The 17,656-nt window shown below is 68.3% G+C and carries 18 protein-coding genes and 1 tRNA gene; 10 read left to right on the plus strand and 9 right to left on the minus strand.

The window, feature by feature from the left end; translation table 11 throughout:
• Positions 1 to 27 precede the first annotated feature (27 nt).
• From fmt to OXG33_12300, 9 genes are read right to left on the minus strand one after another with little or no spacing between them, the layout of a single operon-like run.
• Positions 28 to 1,005, minus strand: a complete 978-nt coding sequence (gene fmt / locus OXG33_12260; protein ID MCY4114689.1) for a methionyl-tRNA formyltransferase — start codon at positions 1,003 to 1,005, stop codon at positions 28 to 30.
• 27 nt (positions 1,006 to 1,032) lie between these two features.
• The gene (gene def, locus OXG33_12265; protein ID MCY4114690.1) at positions 1,033 to 1,533 is read right to left on the minus strand and encodes a peptide deformylase; all 501 of its coding nucleotides are present in this window, start codon (positions 1,531 to 1,533) and stop codon (positions 1,033 to 1,035) included.
• 9 nt (positions 1,534 to 1,542) lie between these two features.
• A complete protein-coding gene (priA, locus tag OXG33_12270; protein ID MCY4114691.1) occupies positions 1,543 to 3,945 on the minus strand; it encodes a primosomal protein N' in 2,403 nt (800 codons plus the stop codon).
• Positions 3,942 to 4,598, minus strand: a complete 657-nt coding sequence (locus OXG33_12275) for a guanylate kinase (GenBank protein MCY4114692.1) — start codon at positions 4,596 to 4,598, stop codon at positions 3,942 to 3,944. The genes priA and OXG33_12275 overlap by 4 nt, the downstream gene beginning before the upstream one ends.
• Positions 4,595 to 5,503, minus strand: a complete 909-nt coding sequence (gene prmC / locus OXG33_12280; protein ID MCY4114693.1) for a peptide chain release factor N(5)-glutamine methyltransferase — start codon at positions 5,501 to 5,503, stop codon at positions 4,595 to 4,597. Before prmC ends, OXG33_12275 begins: the two co-directional genes overlap by 4 nt.
• A complete protein-coding gene (prfA, locus tag OXG33_12285) occupies positions 5,451 to 6,518 on the minus strand; it encodes a peptide chain release factor 1 (GenBank protein ID MCY4114694.1) in 1,068 nt (355 codons plus the stop codon). Before prfA ends, prmC begins: the two co-directional genes overlap by 53 nt.
• Positions 6,511 to 7,467, minus strand: a complete 957-nt coding sequence (locus tag OXG33_12290; protein ID MCY4114695.1) for a DUF1385 domain-containing protein — start codon at positions 7,465 to 7,467, stop codon at positions 6,511 to 6,513. The genes prfA and OXG33_12290 overlap by 8 nt, the downstream gene beginning before the upstream one ends.
• Positions 7,468 to 7,526: 59 nt before the next feature.
• On the minus strand, positions 7,527 to 7,739 hold the full coding sequence (gene rpmE, locus OXG33_12295; protein MCY4114696.1) for a 50S ribosomal protein L31: 213 nt from the start codon (positions 7,737 to 7,739) through the stop codon (positions 7,527 to 7,529).
• A 39-nt stretch (positions 7,740 to 7,778) separates the two neighbouring features.
• Complete coding sequence (locus tag OXG33_12300; GenBank protein ID MCY4114697.1) at positions 7,779 to 8,816, minus strand: MraY family glycosyltransferase; 1,038 nt, start codon at positions 8,814 to 8,816, stop codon at positions 7,779 to 7,781.
• Between the two features lie 208 nt (positions 8,817 to 9,024).
• Between OXG33_12300 and rpsU the strand changes: the two genes are divergently transcribed.
• The 10 genes from rpsU (at position 9,025) to OXG33_12350 (ending at position 17,615) form a co-directional block, all read left to right on the plus strand.
• Positions 9,025 to 9,240, plus strand: a complete 216-nt coding sequence (gene rpsU / locus OXG33_12305) for a 30S ribosomal protein S21 (protein MCY4114698.1) — start codon at positions 9,025 to 9,027, stop codon at positions 9,238 to 9,240.
• 39 nt (positions 9,241 to 9,279) lie between these two features.
• On the plus strand, positions 9,280 to 9,732 hold the full coding sequence (locus tag OXG33_12310; protein MCY4114699.1) for a GatB/YqeY domain-containing protein: 453 nt from the start codon (positions 9,280 to 9,282) through the stop codon (positions 9,730 to 9,732).
• A gap of 56 nt (positions 9,733 to 9,788) precedes the next feature.
• Positions 9,789 to 10,199, plus strand: a complete 411-nt coding sequence (gene ybeY, locus OXG33_12315) for an rRNA maturation RNase YbeY (protein MCY4114700.1) — start codon at positions 9,789 to 9,791, stop codon at positions 10,197 to 10,199.
• Positions 10,200 to 10,202: 3 nt separating this feature from the next.
• Positions 10,203 to 11,057, plus strand: a complete 855-nt coding sequence (locus OXG33_12320; GenBank protein ID MCY4114701.1) for a 4-(cytidine 5'-diphospho)-2-C-methyl-D-erythritol kinase — start codon at positions 10,203 to 10,205, stop codon at positions 11,055 to 11,057.
• A gap of 58 nt (positions 11,058 to 11,115) precedes the next feature.
• Positions 11,116 to 11,187: transfer RNA gene (locus OXG33_12325), tRNA-Gln, on the plus strand.
• Between the two features lie 13 nt (positions 11,188 to 11,200).
• A complete protein-coding gene (gene glmU, locus OXG33_12330) occupies positions 11,201 to 12,532 on the plus strand; it encodes a bifunctional UDP-N-acetylglucosamine diphosphorylase/glucosamine-1-phosphate N-acetyltransferase GlmU (protein MCY4114702.1) in 1,332 nt (443 codons plus the stop codon).
• A 20-nt stretch (positions 12,533 to 12,552) separates the two neighbouring features.
• Complete coding sequence (locus tag OXG33_12335) at positions 12,553 to 13,494, plus strand: ribose-phosphate pyrophosphokinase (GenBank protein MCY4114703.1); 942 nt, start codon at positions 12,553 to 12,555, stop codon at positions 13,492 to 13,494.
• A gap of 107 nt (positions 13,495 to 13,601) precedes the next feature.
• Positions 13,602 to 14,879 carry a hemolysin family protein gene (locus tag OXG33_12340; protein MCY4114704.1) on the plus strand — a complete coding sequence of 426 codons (1,278 nt, stop codon included), beginning with the start codon at positions 13,602 to 13,604 and terminating at the stop codon, positions 14,877 to 14,879.
• A gap of 133 nt (positions 14,880 to 15,012) precedes the next feature.
• A complete protein-coding gene (locus tag OXG33_12345; GenBank protein MCY4114705.1) occupies positions 15,013 to 16,287 on the plus strand; it encodes a hemolysin family protein in 1,275 nt (424 codons plus the stop codon).
• A complete protein-coding gene (locus OXG33_12350; protein ID MCY4114706.1) occupies positions 16,284 to 17,615 on the plus strand; it encodes a hemolysin family protein in 1,332 nt (443 codons plus the stop codon). The genes OXG33_12345 and OXG33_12350 overlap by 4 nt, the downstream gene beginning before the upstream one ends.
• Positions 17,616 to 17,656 lie beyond the last annotated feature (41 nt).

The following is a 17,656-nucleotide window of genomic DNA, read 5'->3' on the forward strand; positions in this document are numbered from 1 at the left end:
GGCGTCGTGCGGTACCCGCGTCCGAATCTAGCTCGCGGGACGCGTCAGCGGCGGGCGGTGCGCGGGCAGCCGGTCGCCCCACGTTGCCCGCAACAGTGCGCTATAGCCGTTGGCAAAGGCGCGTGCGGACATTGCCTTTCGGCCTTCCGGCTGCAGACCGGTCAGCCGCAGCGCGCCGGAGCCGCAGCCCACGAGGAGTGAATCACCGTCGAGCGACGCGTGGCCGACGGGACGTCCCTCTGCCAAGGGCTGATCCATCGCCGTTATCACCACGCGCTGCCCGTCAACCACCGCGAAGGCTCCGGGCCATGGCTGAAACGCGCGCCACTGGTCGTAAATCTCTTGCGCCGGTCGCCGCAGGTCCAACTCGGCATCGGCTCGCTCCAGCGGTCGGGTAAGGGTCGCGGCCTCCGGGTCCTGCGGCTGCGTCGTCACGCGTCCGGCGACCCACGGGTCAAGCATTTCGTCCAGCAGCTCGGCGCCCGCGTCGGCCAGTCGGTCGTGCAGGGCAGGCGACGTGTCATGCGGGCCGATGGACATCTCGCGCGCGGCGATCACCGGCCCCGTGTCCAGCCCGGCGTCCATGCGCATCAGCGTCACCCCGGTGCGAGTCCGCCCATCGTGGATCGCCGCCTGGATCGGGGATGCGCCGCGATACTCCGGAAGCAACGATGGATGAAGGTTCACCACGCCGGCCGGCGCCAGTTCGAGTAGCGGCCGGCGTAGCAGGCGACCGTAGGCCACGACCACCAGGACATCCGGCTGCGCCGCCCGCATGCGCTCCAGGCTCGGCGCGTCGTTCGGGTTGGCGGGTTGCATGGTCGGAAGACCCAGCTCCCGCGCCAGGGTGATCACGGCGGGCGTGCGATCGACGCCCCGACGGCCGGCCGGTCGGTCAGGCTGTGAAACGACCAGCTGCACGACGCCGCGCGCATGCAACCGGCGCAGCGTCGGGAGCGCGAACTCCGGGGTGCCGAGGAAAACCGCGCGCACGCCGTCAGCCACTTCGTCCCGCGCGCTGCCGCGGCATGTTCAGGACGCCCGCAGGCGCCGCGCCTCGTCGGAGGCAGGATCCACGAAGCGCAGGGCGTCCGGATCCGTCAGCCGGTCGGTGAAGATCACGCCGTCGAGGTGGTCGATCTCGTGCTGGATGGCGCGCGCCAGGAGCCCGGTCGCCTCGCGGCGGAGCGGCCGACCCTGCGCGTCCAGCGCCCGCACCCGAATGCTCACCGCGCGTTCCACCGGTCCGTACCAGTTGGGAAGGCTGAGGCAGCCTTCGTCGGCGACCTGGGAACCACTGGACCAGACGATTTCGGGGTTCACCAGCGCCAGCCGATCGTCGTCGACGCCCACCACGACCAGCCGCCACGGCCGTCCGATCTGGTTGGCCGCCACGCCCACAGCCTGATGGTGGTCCATAGTGGTGAACATGTCGTCGATCATGCGGCGGATGCCGGGGGTCACGCTGCGAATGCGGCTGGACTTGCGGCGCAGCATGGGATGGTCGACCGGGAGCACGGGAAGCGCAGGCATTACTGGTTGTTATGTCAACTCAATGGGGTCGACGTCAATCGTCCAGCCACGGTGCAACTCGGGCAAGACCTTTCGGGCATCCACGCCGAATAGCAAGAGTTGCCATACATATTGCCCTCGCCGCCGGTGCAACGCAGCCGGCGCCGGTCCGAGGATTTCGAGATCCAGCGGCTCGGCGGCGCGGGCAATGGTCTCCAACTCCCGCCGCGCCCGCCGCGCTTCCGTCGCGGCTCGATCGTCGTCGGCATGGGCGAACGTGGCGCGGGCCACCGGGCGAAATGGCGGCAGCCCCTCGGCCTGGCGCTCCTCCAGCTCCGCGCGGAAGAATTGCCGGGTGTCACCGGCTTCCAGCGCCTGGGTGACGTGGTGGCGCGGCATCAGCGTCTGCACCACCATGCGGGCGCCGTCCTCACCGCCCGTGACGAGCCGCCGCAGCCGCATGAGGTTGATGAACACGCGTTCGGGCGCCAGGAAGTCGGGAAACTTGAGCCCCACGTCCGCCTGCACGATGCCCAGCAACGGTGCGCGCAGGGCCTCGCCAAACCCCGCGAGCCGCTGCGTGCCAACGAGCACGTCCACGCCCGCGCCTCGCTCGAACGCGCTCGCCGCCGCCTCGACATCGCGCGCCGAGCGATCGCTATCCACTCGCTCGACGCGGGCTCTCGGAAACAGGTGGCTCACCGCCTCCGCGACGGCCTCGGTGCCGTATCCCCACAGCCGCAAGCGGCGGCCGTGGCACACGGGGCAGTGGCGCGGCGGGGCTTCGCGCCAGTTGCATACGTGGCACTGCAAGCTCGCCGCCTCCCGATGCTGGACCAGACCGGTGCTGCATCGCGGGCAGCCAAATACATGCCCACAGTCGCGGCAGACGGTGAGCGTCGCCGTTCCCCGGCGATTGACGTAGAGCACCGCGCGTCCGTTGTCGTGCAGGACTTGCCGCAGAGCCTCGAACAGGCGGCGTGAGATGACGCCGTGCCTTCCCACTTGAACCGCGCGGCGCATATCGACCACGTCAACGCCGCCGCTTGGCTGCGACGTCGACTCGCCCGACCGCGCGCTGACAAGTCGCGATCGCTCGACTTCGACGTCGTAAGACGACTGCACGCTTGGCGTCTCCGTTCCAAGCACAAGCGGACAGCCGCTCAATTCGGCCAGGCGCCTCGCCACGACGCGCGCGTGGTAGCGCGGCGTGTTGCGGTGCTTGTGGCCCGCGTCCTCCTCGCGATCCACGATCACGATCCCCGGCTTCGACACCGGGGCGTAGACGGCTGCCCGCGTACCGACGAGGACGTCCACCTCTCCATGGCGCACGGCCATCCACAGCGCAATGCGCTCAGCCGGCGTCCGTGCGCGTCCGACCTCCGCGACCTTGGCCGCGACGCGCGGCGCCAACCAGTCGGCCAGTCGGGCCGACGTGCGGACGTCGGGGGCGATCACAAGAGCTTGCCGCCCGGCGTCTACGGCACGCTCGATCAACTGCGCGAAAACTGACCAGCGGTCGGCTTCGTCACCCTGAACGATGCCGGCGCCCGCGTCGCCACCCTCGAGCATGGATTGCAGCTGCCGCCACGCTGCCGCGTCGAACGTCTCGCCGGGCGTCGCACCAGGCCCTGCGCCATCAACGACGTACGGAGTGCTCGCGCGTCGCTCGACGCGGGCGAGCCCGCGCATGACCAGCGCACGCAAGATTGGCTGGCTGACTCCCGCGGCGCGCAGCGCCGCCGGCACGGGTATGGGCTCATCGGCGGCCTCGAGCACCCGCCACAGCTCACGCTGCCTGGGCGCGCGAGCCAGCAGGGCGTCAACGGCGCCAGCGTCATCGACCGCCGCCGCGGACACCATGCGCTCGCCCGCCGGCTGCGGCAGGTGCAGCGAAATGCGCCGGTTGACGAGCCCCATCGCCACGAGCCGGCGAACTCCGGATCGGGCGGCCGTCTTGCCGGCAACGCGCCGGATCTCGGCCTCGGACGCTTCCCCGCGCTGGCGGATCAACTCCAGGGTCCGAGTCTCCGCCGGGGCCAACGCGGCCTGCGGCTGGGCGGCGTCGTCCGCGGGCGCATAGGTTGATCGCAAATGTCCCGCAAGTCCCGGCGGCGCCGCGAGATTGAGCGCGGTCAGGATCGGCGCCGCATAACGACGCGCCGTCCACTCCACGAGCTCACGATGGACGGCGTCCAGGACCTCAGCATCCCAAATGATGTCGAAGATTGGACGAGTCGCCTCGACCGGAGAGGCGTCGCCCACCCGCATCACGACGGCATGCGATTGGCGGGTGCCGAACGGAACCAGCACCAGTTGGCCCGGCCGGACCTGCCCTTCGAGCTTCGCCGGAATCTCGTAGTGAAAAGTCTGCGCGCCGCGCACGTCGCCCGCGGCGACGACCACTTCCGCGAAGCTTCGGGCGGCCGTCACGGCTCGACGGGCGGATCGCTCCAGGGACGCAGCGTCGCGGGGTCCACTCGCCGCGGAGGCTCCCGCAGCCGCTCGGCTTCGACGATGGCCCACACCTGGTCCGCCGCGGCCTCGAGCTCGCCCGTGGCGTTGGGCACCCGATAGTCCGCCCGAGAGGCAAAGTCCATTTCAAAGTCGAGCATGGCCTGGAGGCGTCGTTCGGCCTCGGCCGGCGACTCGGTACCGCGCTCCCGGATGCGTCGTAGCGCCTCCTCAACCGACGGCGGCTCGATGAAGATCACGATTGCCTCCGGCGTCAGGCGCTGCAGCTCGCGCGCGCCCTGAACGTCCAGCCGCAGCACGACGTCCTGGCCGGCTGCCAGCGGTTCCTGGACCTGATGCAGCGGCGTGCCATAGAGCCGCCCGTACACCCGCGCCGACTCCAGGAACCATCCCGAGCGTAGGCGCGACTCGAACTCGGCAGGCTGGAGAAAGAAGTGATCGCGGCCGTCGACCTCGCCCTCCCGCGGCGCGCGCGTGACCGCGGTCGTCACCCACGACAGGTCGACACCGCGACCTCGCAGCGTGCGGAGCACACTGTCCTTGCCCGCCGCGGTGGGCGCCGTCACCAGGAAGAGCAGACCCCGTGGCGGTGGGGCGGCGTCGCGGGTCATCCCGCGCCCACCGGGCGGAGGTCGAGCACTCGCGGATGGCCGGCAAGGTCTCGGTGCACCGCATGACAGGTGAAGCCCGCCGTCGCGGCCAAGGCGGAAACTCGTACGCGCTGGTCATGGGCCACTTCAAGCAGGACAGCAAGCGGCTGGATCCCGGCACATTGACGCATGAGGCTGCGGACGGCGACTAGTCCATCCGGGCCGCCGTCAAGCGCCAGATGCGGCTCCCACCGCGAGACTTCCGGCTCCAGCGTCGGGATCGCGGCAGACGGCACGTAGGGAAGGTTAGCGGCCACCACCGTCTGCCTCGGACACACCGCGCGAAGTCCGTTGGCCCGCAGCAAACGAACTCCCGAGGCCACGCCCCATTCCGCGAGGTTGTCGCGCGCGACGGCGAGCGCGGCCCGTGACACGTCGCTCGCAATCACCGGAATCTCCGACAGCTCCCGGGCCAGCGCCACGGCTACGGCGCCCGACCCCGTACCCACGTCGATCAGGGCGCGCGGCCGCAAGGCGCGAGCGACCGCGAGCGTCGCCTGCACCAGCGTCTCGGACTCCGGGCGCGGCACGAGCACATCCGGCGTCGTGTGAATCGAGCCGTTGGCGAACGGCTTGCGTCCGATGATGTATGCCACCGGTTCGCGCGCCGCGCGCCGCTGAACCATGGCCGCCGCGCGCCGCGATTGGGCCGCCGTCAACTGCCGATCTCCGCAGAACGGAATCCGACCCGGATCGACGCCGAGCACCTCGCCCACGAGGACGTTGGCATCCAGCAGCGGCGTGTCGACTCCCGCCGCGCGCAATTTGGTCACGGCCTGGCGCCGCCACTCATCGACGCTCCGCGGGGTGGTCTCAGAGCACCGCAGCCTGAACTCGCTCCTCGGCCGCGCGCGACTGCAAGGCATCGACCAGTCGATCCAGGTCACCGTCAAGGATTCCGTCCAGATTGCGAAGCGTGAGTCCGATCCGGTGATCCGTCACGCGGTCCTGCGGAAAGTTATAGGTGCGGATTTTCTCGCTGCGGTCACCCGAGCCGATCTGTCCCCGGCGCAACTCACCGCGCTCGGCGGCCTGGCGCTCGCGCTCTGCCTGCAGCAACCGAGCGCGCAGGATGGCCATGGCCTTGGCGCGATTTTGGAGCTGCGATTTCTCGTCCTGCATGCTCACCGCCGTGCCGGTGGGCAGGTGGGTCACGCGCACGGCGGAGTCGGTGGTATTTACGCTCTGCCCGCCGTGGCCGCTGGACCGAAACACGTCCACGCGGATATCCGCGTCGGGAATGTTCAATTCGATGGCGTCGGCCTCCGGCAGCACGGCAACGCTCGCGGCCGACGTGTGGATGCGACCGCTCGCTTCGGTGACGGGGACCCGCTGCACGCGGTGCACGCCGCTTTCGTGGCGAAAGAGGCCATAGGCGCCCTCGCCCAGGATCCGCAGCACGCCCTCCTTGAGACCGCCGATTCCCGTCTCATTCGTTGACATGACCTCGGTGCGCAGGCGGCGTCGCTCGGCGAGGCGCAGGTACATGCGCATCAGCTCCTTGGCGAACAGACCGGCCTCGTCGCCGCCGGTGCCGGCGCGCAGCTCGACGATGGCGTTGCGCTCGTCATCGGGGTCGCGGCCCACAAGCCGCTCGCGCACGTCGTCCTCGATCTCGCTTAGCTCCTCCTCGGCCGCCGAGAGCTCATCCGCGGCCAATTCGGCGAGCTCGGGGTCCGAGGAGTTCACCAGCTCTCGCGCTTCCTCCATGCGGTCCGCTGCGTCCAGCCATCGCTCCCGCAGACGGGCCAGCGGCGTCAAGCGCGAAAGCTCCTTGGAGAGCGTCGCAAGCTGAGCCGGATCGGCTGTCACCGCGGGATCGGCCAGCTTGGCCGTGATCTCCTCGGAGCGCGCGTGCAGAGCGTGCAGCCGGTCAAGCATGCGGCACCACCACCGGCTGAACCTGGGGGCGCAGCGACGTCAGCTGCGCCTCGTCTTCCAGCACGCGATCCATGGCGGCAATCGCCACCTCGACCTGGTCGTCGTCCGGTTCGCGTGTCGTCAAGCGCTGCACCCACATGCCGGGGGCCGAGACGATCCGTGCCAAGAGATTCGATCGGTACCGCGCCGTCAGCATGATCAGCTCGAATCCGACGCCCGCGATCAGCGGCAGCAACGCGATGCGCGAAAGCACCCGCAGCACGAACGGCGGCCGCCCCAGAAACGCAAACACAATGATCGAGACCACCACCAGCATCACCAGGAACGCCGTGCCGCAGCGGGGATGGGCCAAGCTCTGCCGCTGCACGTTGGCGGTCGTGAGGCGCTCGCCGGCCTCCAGGGCGTTGATGGTCTTGTGCTCCGCACCGTGATACATCCAGACGCGCCGAATGTCGGGCATGAGGCCGATGCCGCCGAGATAGGCGATGAACACTGCCAGTCTGACGCCGCCTTCGATGATGTTGCTGACGAGATCCGACTCGACGCTCGCGTCGGCGAACGAGGTGATCACGAGCGGAAGCACGAAGAACAGCCCGACGCCCAGCGCCAGCCCGAAGACCAGGCTGCCGGTGATATAGGTCGAGGACTCAACGTCCTCGGTTTCGGAGCCGTCGTCCTCCGCCATCTGCACGCGCGCCGAGAAGCTGAGCGACCGCATGCCGATGACGAGCATCTCCCACACCGCCACGACGCCGCGCAGGAAATAGGCGCGGCGCAGCCGCTGCGAGAGCCTGTCGGGATCGAGCGTCTCCGCCCGCAGCACGATGTGTCCCGCGGGATGCCGCACGGCGGTTGCGAGCGCCTTGCGGCCGCGCATCATCACGCCTTCGAGCACGGCCTGGCCGCCGTAGTTGATGCGCAACTCGTTGCTCTGCGCGTCAGCCGCCATCAGGTCTGCCGTCGATCATTCCGGGGCGGAAACACGGCGCACACGCCGCGCATCCGCAGCTAAGCCCTGGCGCGCGCTCGCCTGCGACGTCGCTCGAACCGCTCCACCTGGCCGGCGGTGTCGACCAGACGCTGCTGACCCGTGAAGAACGGGTGGCACTCGGCGCACACGTCAACATTGATGGCGGCAACCGTGGCGCGCGTCGTAAAGCTGTTGCCGCAGGCGCACGTGACGGTGCACTCAACGTAGTCAGGGTGAATATCGGGCTTCATGCAGCGTCTCCCGTGGACACCGTCAAACCTATCACAGGGTTAGCGCTCGGCCATGCGCGGCGGCTCGGCGGGGCGGCCGATGAGCCGCCGCCGAGGCAGGCGCGCCAGCACCAGAAGCAGCACCAGCAAGAGCCCCATGAGGCCCAGGAAGGCGTAGACCTTGTTCACGCGCTCCACCAGAAGCGCAATGGTGCCCAAACCCGCCGCCACCACGTAGTAGAACAGCGCGACCACGGGCTGGGCCAGCCCCGCCTCCCACAGCCGATGGTGCAGGTGGCGCGCATCACGGGTGCTCATGCTCCCGCCCGCAGCCAGCCGTCGGACGATGGACCAGGCGACTTCCAGGATCGGCACGCCAAGCACAAGCATGGCCGTCGCGATCTTCGCCGGCCCGAGAATCGCGATTACGGCCAGGCTGAAGCCGAGAAAGTGCGAGCCGCTGTCCCCCATGATGATGCTCGCGCGGTAGAAGTTGAGCGGCAGGAACCCCAGCGACACGGCCGCGAGCGCCAGCGCCAGCGTCGCCACGTCGGGAAGTCCCAGGCGGCTCGAGAGCACCACCAGCACCAGGGCGGCGATCGTTGACACGCCGCCCGCCAGCCCGTCCTGCCCATCGGTGAAGTTGATGGCGTTCATCATGCCGACAATCCAAAACAGGGTGAACGGCACCACGATCACCAGCGGCAGATCGATCACGCCGCCCAGCGGGTTGCTCACCGCGTCGATGCGAATGCCGCAGGCCAATGGAATTGCGGCGGCGACCAGCTGAGCCAGGAGCTTGTCGCGGGGACGGAGTCCGCGGACATCGTCGACGAGCATCACGGCGACGATCACCGTCGCCCCGCCGAGCAGACCGGCCAGCGCCAGATCGTAGGGTTGGGCCACCACCAGCGCCACGACGACGAAGGCGGCATACATCGCCACCCCTCCGAGCCGCGGCACAGGCTTGGCGTGAATCCGATCGGGCCCGGGCTGATGCATCCACCCGCGCCGACGAGCGAGCGTGCGGATCCCCAACGTCATAGGGAGCACCAGCGGCGCTCCAATGGCCAGCGCGAGCCAGTTGACGTCTATCACGATCCGCACCTCGGCTACACTGAGATTTGCATTGACCGATGAATCATCCGACTCCTAAGATAGCCGTGGCTGCTGCGAAGTGGCTGGCAGAACTGGCTGTGCGTCGCCAGGAGGCACCTTTTCCGATACCCCCAGGCGTTGTTCGCGACCGACTGAAGCCCGCCCAAGCGGCGGGTATTTTATTGGCGGAAACGCCGAGGAGGAGTTCTTGGTTCATATCACCGTAGGCGCCAACGAGAGCTTCGATGCCGCGCTGCGACGCTTCAACAAGAAGGTGCAGCAAGAAGGCATTATCACGGAGTCTCGACGGCGGAGCGCGTTCGACAAGCCCAGCGTGCTGCGCAAGAAGAAGGCGGCGGCCAAGCGCCGCAAAGCCCGGCGCGCGGCGCTCAAGGCGATGCAAGCGGAGAGCCAGGCGCTCTAGCGCGAATCCGCGCCGGCCAGGCGCACCCCTATCCATCGCATGAGCTTGCTCGATCGAATCTCCAGCGACCTCACGTCCGCGCTGCGCGGCGGCGACCAGCCACGCGTACGACTTTTGCGGACGCTTCGGTCGGCCATTGCCTACGAGGCCAAGGACAAGCGGCAGGACGCCGGCGACGACCTGGTGCGCACCGTGCTGGCGCGCGAAGCTCGCCGGCGCGAAGAAGCCATCAAGCTCTACGAGTCCGGCGGCCGCGCGGACAAAGCCGCCGACGAGCAGGCGGAACTCGCGGTCATCGCCGGCTACCTGCCTCCCGTTATCGACGCCGAGGCCATCGAGGCAGCGGCGCGCGCGGTCATCGACGAGACCGGCGCTTCCGGTCCAGGCGACATTGGCCGCGTGATGGGCCCCTTGATGGCCCGCCTGCGCGCGCAGGGCACCGTGGACGGCAAGGCCGTGAGCGCGACGGTGCGCGCCCTGCTCACCGACTAGTGACCCGGGCGACGCTGACACTCGATCTGGTCGACGCCCAAGAGTTGCCTCAGCCCATGATTACCCTGGCGGCGCGCGTCGCCACGGCGGTAGCCGACGCCGCAGGGTTGAGGGGTACTGCCGCTCTGAGGATCTGCAGCGATGCAGACATGCGGCGACTGAACCGGCAGTTCCGCGACATCGACCAATCGACGGACGTGCTCGCCTTCCCGCCCGACGCCGTCGACCCCGGATCCGACCCCGAGTCCGTTGGAGACGTGGCGCTTTCGTACGCGCGCGTGGTCCGCCAGGGGCAGATGCACGGGCATGGCACGGAGCGCGAGTTTGCCTATCTCATCACCCATGCCCTGCTTCACCTCGCTGGCTTCACGCACGACGACCCACCGAGCTATCGGCGCATGCGGCGCGTCGAGGAGGAAATCCTGGCGTCGATTGGGATGACACGCGACCGAATTCCGGCGGCATAGCCGATGCGCCGCCTCACCCGTGCGGCCCCGGCCAAAGTCAACCTCGGCTTGCAGGTCACCGGCCGTCGGCCGGACGGATACCACGAACTGGTGACGGTGATGCAGACGCTTGAACTGGCGGACGACGTGCGCCTGGAATCCGCTCCAACCGTGAGTGGTCGACCGTCGCTCCCGGACCTAGCCGCGGAGGACGACCTGGCGCTGCGGGCGGCGCATCTGCTGCGCCGGACGCTTGGCGTGGCGTCCGGCGCCCACGTGAGCGTTGAGAAGCGGATCCCCGCAGCCGCCGGTCTGGGGGGCGGAAGCTCGGACGCGGCCGCGGTGCTCGCGGCGCTGAATCAGCTCTGGGAAACCGACGTGGATCACGCGCGTATGGTGCAGATCGCGGCCGAATTGGGCTCCGACGTACCGTTCCTGGTGCGCGGCGGCACGGCGCTGGCGACCGGACGCGGCGAACATTTGAGCGATCTGCCGCCCGCACCGATGCGGCATGTCGTGCTCGTGCGCCCGGACAGTCCGCTGGCCACCGCCGATGTCTACGCCGAGTTGCGGCCTTCCGAATGGAGCGATGGCGAGCGAACGATGGACCTTGCCCGTGGGCTGGCTGCCGGCGAGCTGTCCGAAGACCTCATGTGCAACGACCTCACGCCGGCTGCCATCAGACTGACGCCGGTGGTCGGCGACATCCTTGTTGACCTTCGCGCGGCGGGCGCTCATCCGGCGCTGATGGCCGGCAGCGGCGCCACCTGCTTCGGCCTGTTCGCTGACATTTCGACCGCTGAGGAAGCTGTTGAGCGCGGGCATGCCGCCGGCCACTGGACGCACTTCACCCGGTTTCGCCCGGCCGCCGACGCGTAGCGGATGCGGGATGGCATCCGTTGACCCGTTGTTGTCCGATCTCTACGCTGAACCTGGATGGGGAGTAGCCAAGGGGTAAGGCAGCGGACTTTGAATCCGCGATTCGGAGGTTCGAATCCTCCCTCCCCAGCCGTGAGCCGCTCATGACCTGTACCGCAGTAATCCTGGCCGCGGGCCGCGGCGTGCGCATGGCCGCCTCGGGTCCGAAGGTGCTGCATCAAGTCGCCGGCTGGCCGCTGGTCAAGCACGTGGTGGCAACCGCGCGCAAAGCCGGCTGCGATCCGATCGTGGTGGTCGCGTCGCCCGAGGTCGACCTGCGCGATGCCGTGGGCAACGACGTCCACATCGTCGAACAGCCGCCTGACGACTATGGGACCGCGGCGGCCGCGCAGGCGGCCGGCGTCCCGCAGAGTCCCGGCACAGCCGTCGTGATGTTCGGAGACTCCCCGCTGCTCACGTCCCAGACCGTGCGCGAGATGGCGGCCTTGCGCGATGAACGCGACGCCGCAATCGTCGTGGGCTGGACCCAAGCGCCTGCGCCGGGTAGCTACGGCCGGGTTGTGATGGCTGATGACGGATCTGTGCAAGCCATTGTCGAGGCCGCCGATGCGGACTCGGCCACCTACGCCATGACCTCCTGCAATTCCGGCCTGATGGCGTTCGATGCCGAGTGGCTTGGCGCCGCGCTGCCGCGGGTACCCCGCAGCCCGGCGACGGGCGAGCGCTACCTGACGGCCGCCGTCGAGCTTGCCATCGCCGATGGGCGCCGGGTGGTTTCCCACTTGATCGCCGACGAGGAGGAAACCATCGGCTGCGATGACCTCTCGCGTCTGGCGGACGCCGAGCAGGCCATGCAGCAGCGCCTGCGCCAGGACCTGATGGCGCAGGGCGTGCAGTTGCGCGACCCGGCAACGACCTATCTGCACCGCGGCGTGACTGTCGGTTCGGGTTCCGTAATCCTGCCGGGCACGTCGCTCGAGGGCGCTACCTCGATCGCTGCCGGATCAACCATTGGCCCGAACAGCCGGCTCATCGACGCGACCGTGGGCGACGGTTGCATCGTCGAGTCGTCGCGGGTGTCGGCGTCGAGCCTCGGCGACGGCGTCGTTGTGGGCCCCTTCGCTCACGTGCGCGACGGCTGCGCCATCGGGTCCGACAGTCACCTTGGGTCACAGACCGAACTCAAGGCCGCCACACTGGGAAGTGGCGTGCACGTGCACCATTTCGGCTATCTTGGAGACGTGGAGATTGGCGATGGTGCAAACATCGGCGCCGGCACGGTCACGTGCAACTTCGACGGTACGGCCAAGCACCGCACCGTGATCGGCGCTGACGCCTTCATCGGCAGCGACACCATGCTGATCGCCCCCGTGACGGTTGGGGAGGGCGCGCGAACCAGCGCCAGCGCCGTCGTCACACGGGATGTCCCGCCGGGCATGCTGGCGGTGGGCATTCCGGCGCGAATCCGTCGCTAGCGGAGTAGGGGGAGGCCTCCGTGGACGGCGAGCTGAAAATATTTTCGGGAAGCAGCAATCGGGGCTTGGCCGCACGCATCGCACATACGCTCGGGCGTCCCCTGGGCGAGGCCAGGGTCGAGCACTTCCCCGACGGCGAGGCCGACATCCAAATCCTGGAGAACGTGCGCGGCACCGACGTCTTCGTCGTGCAGTCCACCTGCGCGCCGGTCGACAGAAATCTGATGCAGCTGCTGATCATGATCGACGCGCTGCGGCGTGCCTCAGCGGGCCGCGTCACCGCGCTCATCCCGTATTTCGGCTACGCGCGCCAGGAAAAGAAGTCCACCGGGCGCGAACCGATCACGGCCAAGCTTGTCGCCAACATCCTCGAGGCGGCCGGCGTTTCGCGCATCGTCACGCTCGATCTGCACGCGCCCGCGGTGCAGGGGTTCTTTGACATCCCCGTCGATCATCTGCTGGCCGCGCCGTTGCTGGCCGACGCCATCGACCGCATGGGGCTGACGCAGCCGGTCATCGTGTCGCCCGACGCCGGCGGCGTGACCCGTGCGCACGATTTCAGTCAGCGCGTTGCCGGCGCCCCCCTGGCCGTCGTCTTCAAGAACCGCACCGCGGCCGACAAGATCGAGCACCTCCAGATCGTGGGGGAAGTGGAAGGACGCGACGCCATCATCGTGGATGACCAGGTCTCGACCGGCCACACGCTGGTCGAGGCCAGCGAGGCGCTGCGGGAACGGGGCGCACGAAGCGTCTACAGCTGCGCGGTGCACCCGGTGTTTGCCGACGACGCACTCGAGCGGATTCAGGACGCCCCGATCGAGCGGCTCTTCATCACCGACACGATTCCGATTGAAGACGGACTCATGAACGGCAAAATACAATTGGTCCACACGCATGAATTGTTTGGAGAGGCTGTCCGCCGGATTCACAACGACGAATCCGTCACGGCACTGTTCAAGTGAGAGCCCAAATGTGGGGTATCGAGAGTGGGCGCGCGATCGCGGACCGCGCGGCACCCGAGGACGTACGCACCCGTCTGTGCGGCGACTGAACGAGGAGCGGATCCTTTTTGGATCCTGTTAGTTGGCTCGGTCTCGTCGGTATTTTCGTTCTGACCGGATTCTCAGCGCTCGCCAGCGCCAGCGAGAGCGCGCTCAACGAGACTGCACGCACCGATCTGGAGCCGCCGGCGCCGGATGCTCCGGGTGCTGCGCGGCGCCGTCATGAGCTGCTGACGAATCGATTCCGATTCTGGGTCGGACAGCGCCTCAGCGATACGGTTGTGATTCTCGTATCGGCCACGCTCACGGCCACGCTCATGGCCGACGCCTTGACGGCCGTGATTCCAAACCGTGCCGGGAGCGTGGTCGTTGCCATCGGCGCGCTCGCCGTGCTTCATTCAGGCTTGGCTCGAATCCTGCCGCGCATCCTGGCGCAGCGGTATCCGCGGACGTTGGCGGAACGGCTCACATTCGTCCCGTGGGTGATCTATGCGGCATCCCTCCCGGTTACCCGACTCTTCGAGAAGCTGCTGAGCGCGGAGGAACAAGAAGCCTGGAAGGCGCCCGATCCGGAGGACGCCGCCGTCTTGAACGCCGTGGAAGCCGGCACGCGTGAAGGGACGATCGACGCCTACGACTCGGCGATGATCGCCAACGTCATTGAACTCGGCGACCGCGTCGCGCGCCAGGTCATGACGCCGCGGCCCGACATCGTGGCCATGCCACGGACGCAGCCTTTGCGAACGGCGCTGGCGCTGGCCCACGAGCATGGTCTGTCGCGGCTTCCGGTGTACGACGACGACCTCGATTCCGTGATTGGCATTCTTCACGTCCGCGAGGCGAGCGCCGCGCTGCTGGACGGCCAGCCGCCGTCGGACCTCTCATCCCTCGTTCGTCCGCCGCTCTTCGTGCCGGAGATGCAGCGCGTCGACCTGCTATTGCGCGAGCTGCGCGCCCGCAACACCCACATGGCGATCGTGGTCAATGAGCACGGCGAGACCGAGGGCCTGGTGACCATCGAGGATCTCCTGGAAGAGATCGTGGGCGAAATCGAGGATGAGTTCGACTCGCCCGAGGTCCAAATCGAGCCCATCGGCGCCGGAGTCATCGAGACGGACGCGAGCGTTCTCATCACCGACGTCAATGAGGCGCTGGGGCTCGAGCTGGCCGCCGATGACGTCGACACGATCGGCGGTCTGGTCTACAACACGATGGGAGCGGTGCCGAATCCGGGCGACGCCGTGGCCGTCGATGGCGCGGCGCTCGAGGTGCTCACCACGAAAGCCAATCGGATTCTGCGCGTGCGGGTGCGCAAGATTCCCGTGGAGCCGGCTCATGGAGGCTGACCAGCCTCCCGATACGGCGTCCGCCGCTAGCTGCCGTACACGAGCCGCCTGCCCGCGCGGCTGGATTTCGTCGGCCTAGGGTCACGCAGGGAACACCGCTATAGAAATCTTCGTCGGCCTCGCGGTGTTCGTGGTGCTCATCGCGATCAACGCCCTCTTTGCCGGAGGCCAGTTCGCGTTGGTCGCGGTGGATCGCTATCGCATCGACGACATGGTCAGCCGCAACGTCCGCGGCGCACGTCCGGTGCAGCAGGCCCTGCGGACGCTCTCGTTCCAGCTCTCGGGCGCACAGCTCGGAATCACCATCAGCTCTCTGATTCTGGGATGGGTCGTCGACGGCGCACTGTCGCCATTGCTCCGGCCACTGCTGGGCTGGCTGCCGCCCGGGGCCATCGGCGCCGCAACCGCGGCAATCGCCCTCACGCTCGCAACCGCGCTGCAAATGGTCTTTGGCGAGCTGGCGCCGAAGAATCTGGCGATCGCACGGCCCGCCCGCACCGCCGTCGTCTTCGTCCCGCCCGTGGTGCTCATCAACACCCTGGCAGGCCCCCTCATCCGCTTACTGAATGCGGCGGCCAACTGGTCCATGCAGCGCGTGGGGATTCAGCCGCGCGAGGAGCTCCCCGGCGTTGAGTCGCTGGAGGAGCTGCGAAGCACGCTCCGCTGGGCGGCGCTGGAGGGTGAGATCGAGGGCGTGGAGCACACGCTGCTCGACCGGGCGCTCAGCCTGCGCGACCGTGCCGCGCGCGATGTGCTGGTCCCCCGCTCGTCCGTCGTCTCGTTGGCCGGCGACGCCACGTACGCGGACTTGATCGAGGCGGCGCGGGACACCGGACACTCGCGATTCCCCATCCAGGACGCCAGCGGCTCGGGACTCGCGGCCATCGCACATGTGAAGGACGCGCTCCGGGTCGCGGCGGAGGATCGCGCGCAGACAGTGCTTGCGCCCAGCGGGCAACCGCTGGTCGTCGTCCCCGAGTCCACCGATCTGCACCGCCTGCTTATCGAGCTGCAACGACAGGGGCAAACCATGGCCATCGTGCTCGACGAGTTCGGCGACGAATCCGGCATCGTCACCATCGAGGACGTCGTGGAAGAGGTTCTGGGCGAAATCGAGGACGAGTACGACCCGCCGGCCGTGCGGCTGGCGACGCCGACGGGCACCGGCGTGTATGAGGCGGACGGACGCATTCGCCAGCAGGAGCTGCTCGAAGCCACCGGGTTCGAAATGCCCGACGGACGCTACGACACTCTGGCGGGGCTGTTGATCCTGCGGTTCCAACGAGTGCCGAATGTTGGCGACCGCGTTGAAATCGACGGCTGGCGCTTTCAGGTTCTCGAAATGGCCGGACCGCGCATCGCGCAGGTTCTGCTCACGTCGCCGGCCCGCCTGCGGGATCGCCCATGAACGGCGTGTTTCTCCTCGCGGCCGTCCTCCTGCTCGCCGTGAACGCGTTCATGGTCGCGGCGGAGGTGGCCATCACCGCGGCCGCCGGACGACGCTCGGCTATCGAGGCTGAGGCCGCGCTGGGTGGCTATCGGGCGCGATTGGCCAGCACGTCGCTGCGCGAGCTCGCCTTCATGCTCACCGGCGCGCAGTTCGGGATCACCTTGGCGTCGCTCGGGCTTGGATTCGTCGCGGAACCGGCCATTGCCGACTTGATCGTCCACACGGTGGGAGACCACATCGACATTCCCGAGAACGTGATCCACCTCATCGCCTCGGCAATCGCCCTCACCCTGGTCGTCTTCCTCCACATGGTGCTCGGCGAGATGGCGCCCAAGAACATCGCGATTGCGGAGCCAATCCGAACCATGCTTTGGGTCTCGGTGCCGTACCGGGCCTATGCCAACGCAATTCGGCCCGTGCTGTGGGTCCTCAACGGCATGGCCAACCTGGTGCTGCGCACGTTCGGCATTGCCCCGCGCGAGGAGCTGCGGGCGCGCTACACCGCGTCGCAGATCGCCGAGATGCTGTCGGCCTTGCGCCGCATCGAGGCCATCGACATTTCCGACTATCGGCTGGCACAGGGCGCGATTGGGCTCGAATCGCGCAAGGCCCGCGACATCATGCTGCCGCGATCATCGGTCGAGACCGTGCCCGCCACCGCAACCATTCGCGAGATCGAGGCCGTTGCCGCCGACACCGGGCACTCGCGACTGCCGGTGCTCGGCAGCCAACCGGACGACTTTCGGGGATTCGTGCATATCAAAGATCTGCTCACGCGCACCGACCTGCGTCCGTCGTCGCCGCTGCCGGCCGCCATGATTCGCCCGTTGCCGGTGGTGCCCGAGACCGCCACGCTGGGCGCGCTGCTGCTCGACATGCGGCGCCGGCGCAGCCATATGGTGCTCGCCATCGACGAGCACGGCAGCCCAGCGGGCGTCGTGGCCCTGGAGGATCTGCTCGAAGAGCTGGTGGGCGAAATCGCCGATGAGTTCGATCGGCAGTCCAATTTGCCGTCGACCCAGTCCGGACGCGTCGTGGTCGCGGGCAGCCTGCGTCCCGCCGACCTCGAGGACCGGACGGGCCTTCAGCTGCCCGAGGGCCCCTATTCCACCGTCGCCGGCTACGTCATGCAGCGGCTCGGCTCCATGCCTCGCGTCGGACAGACTGTGATTCACGACGGATGGCAACTCCGCGTGCGCCGCATGCAGGGTCCGCGCGTGGTCGAAATCGAGCTCGTGCCTCCGGAAACGACCTCGGAGGCGAATGATGGCGCTGCTCCCGCGTGACGGCGGCCATTGCTGGGAGAACTGCCGCCGCTTAGGCTGAA

The organism is Chloroflexota bacterium (genome assembly GCA_026708035.1).
Classification (GTDB): Bacteria; Chloroflexota; UBA11872; order UBA11872; family UBA11872; genus JAJECS01.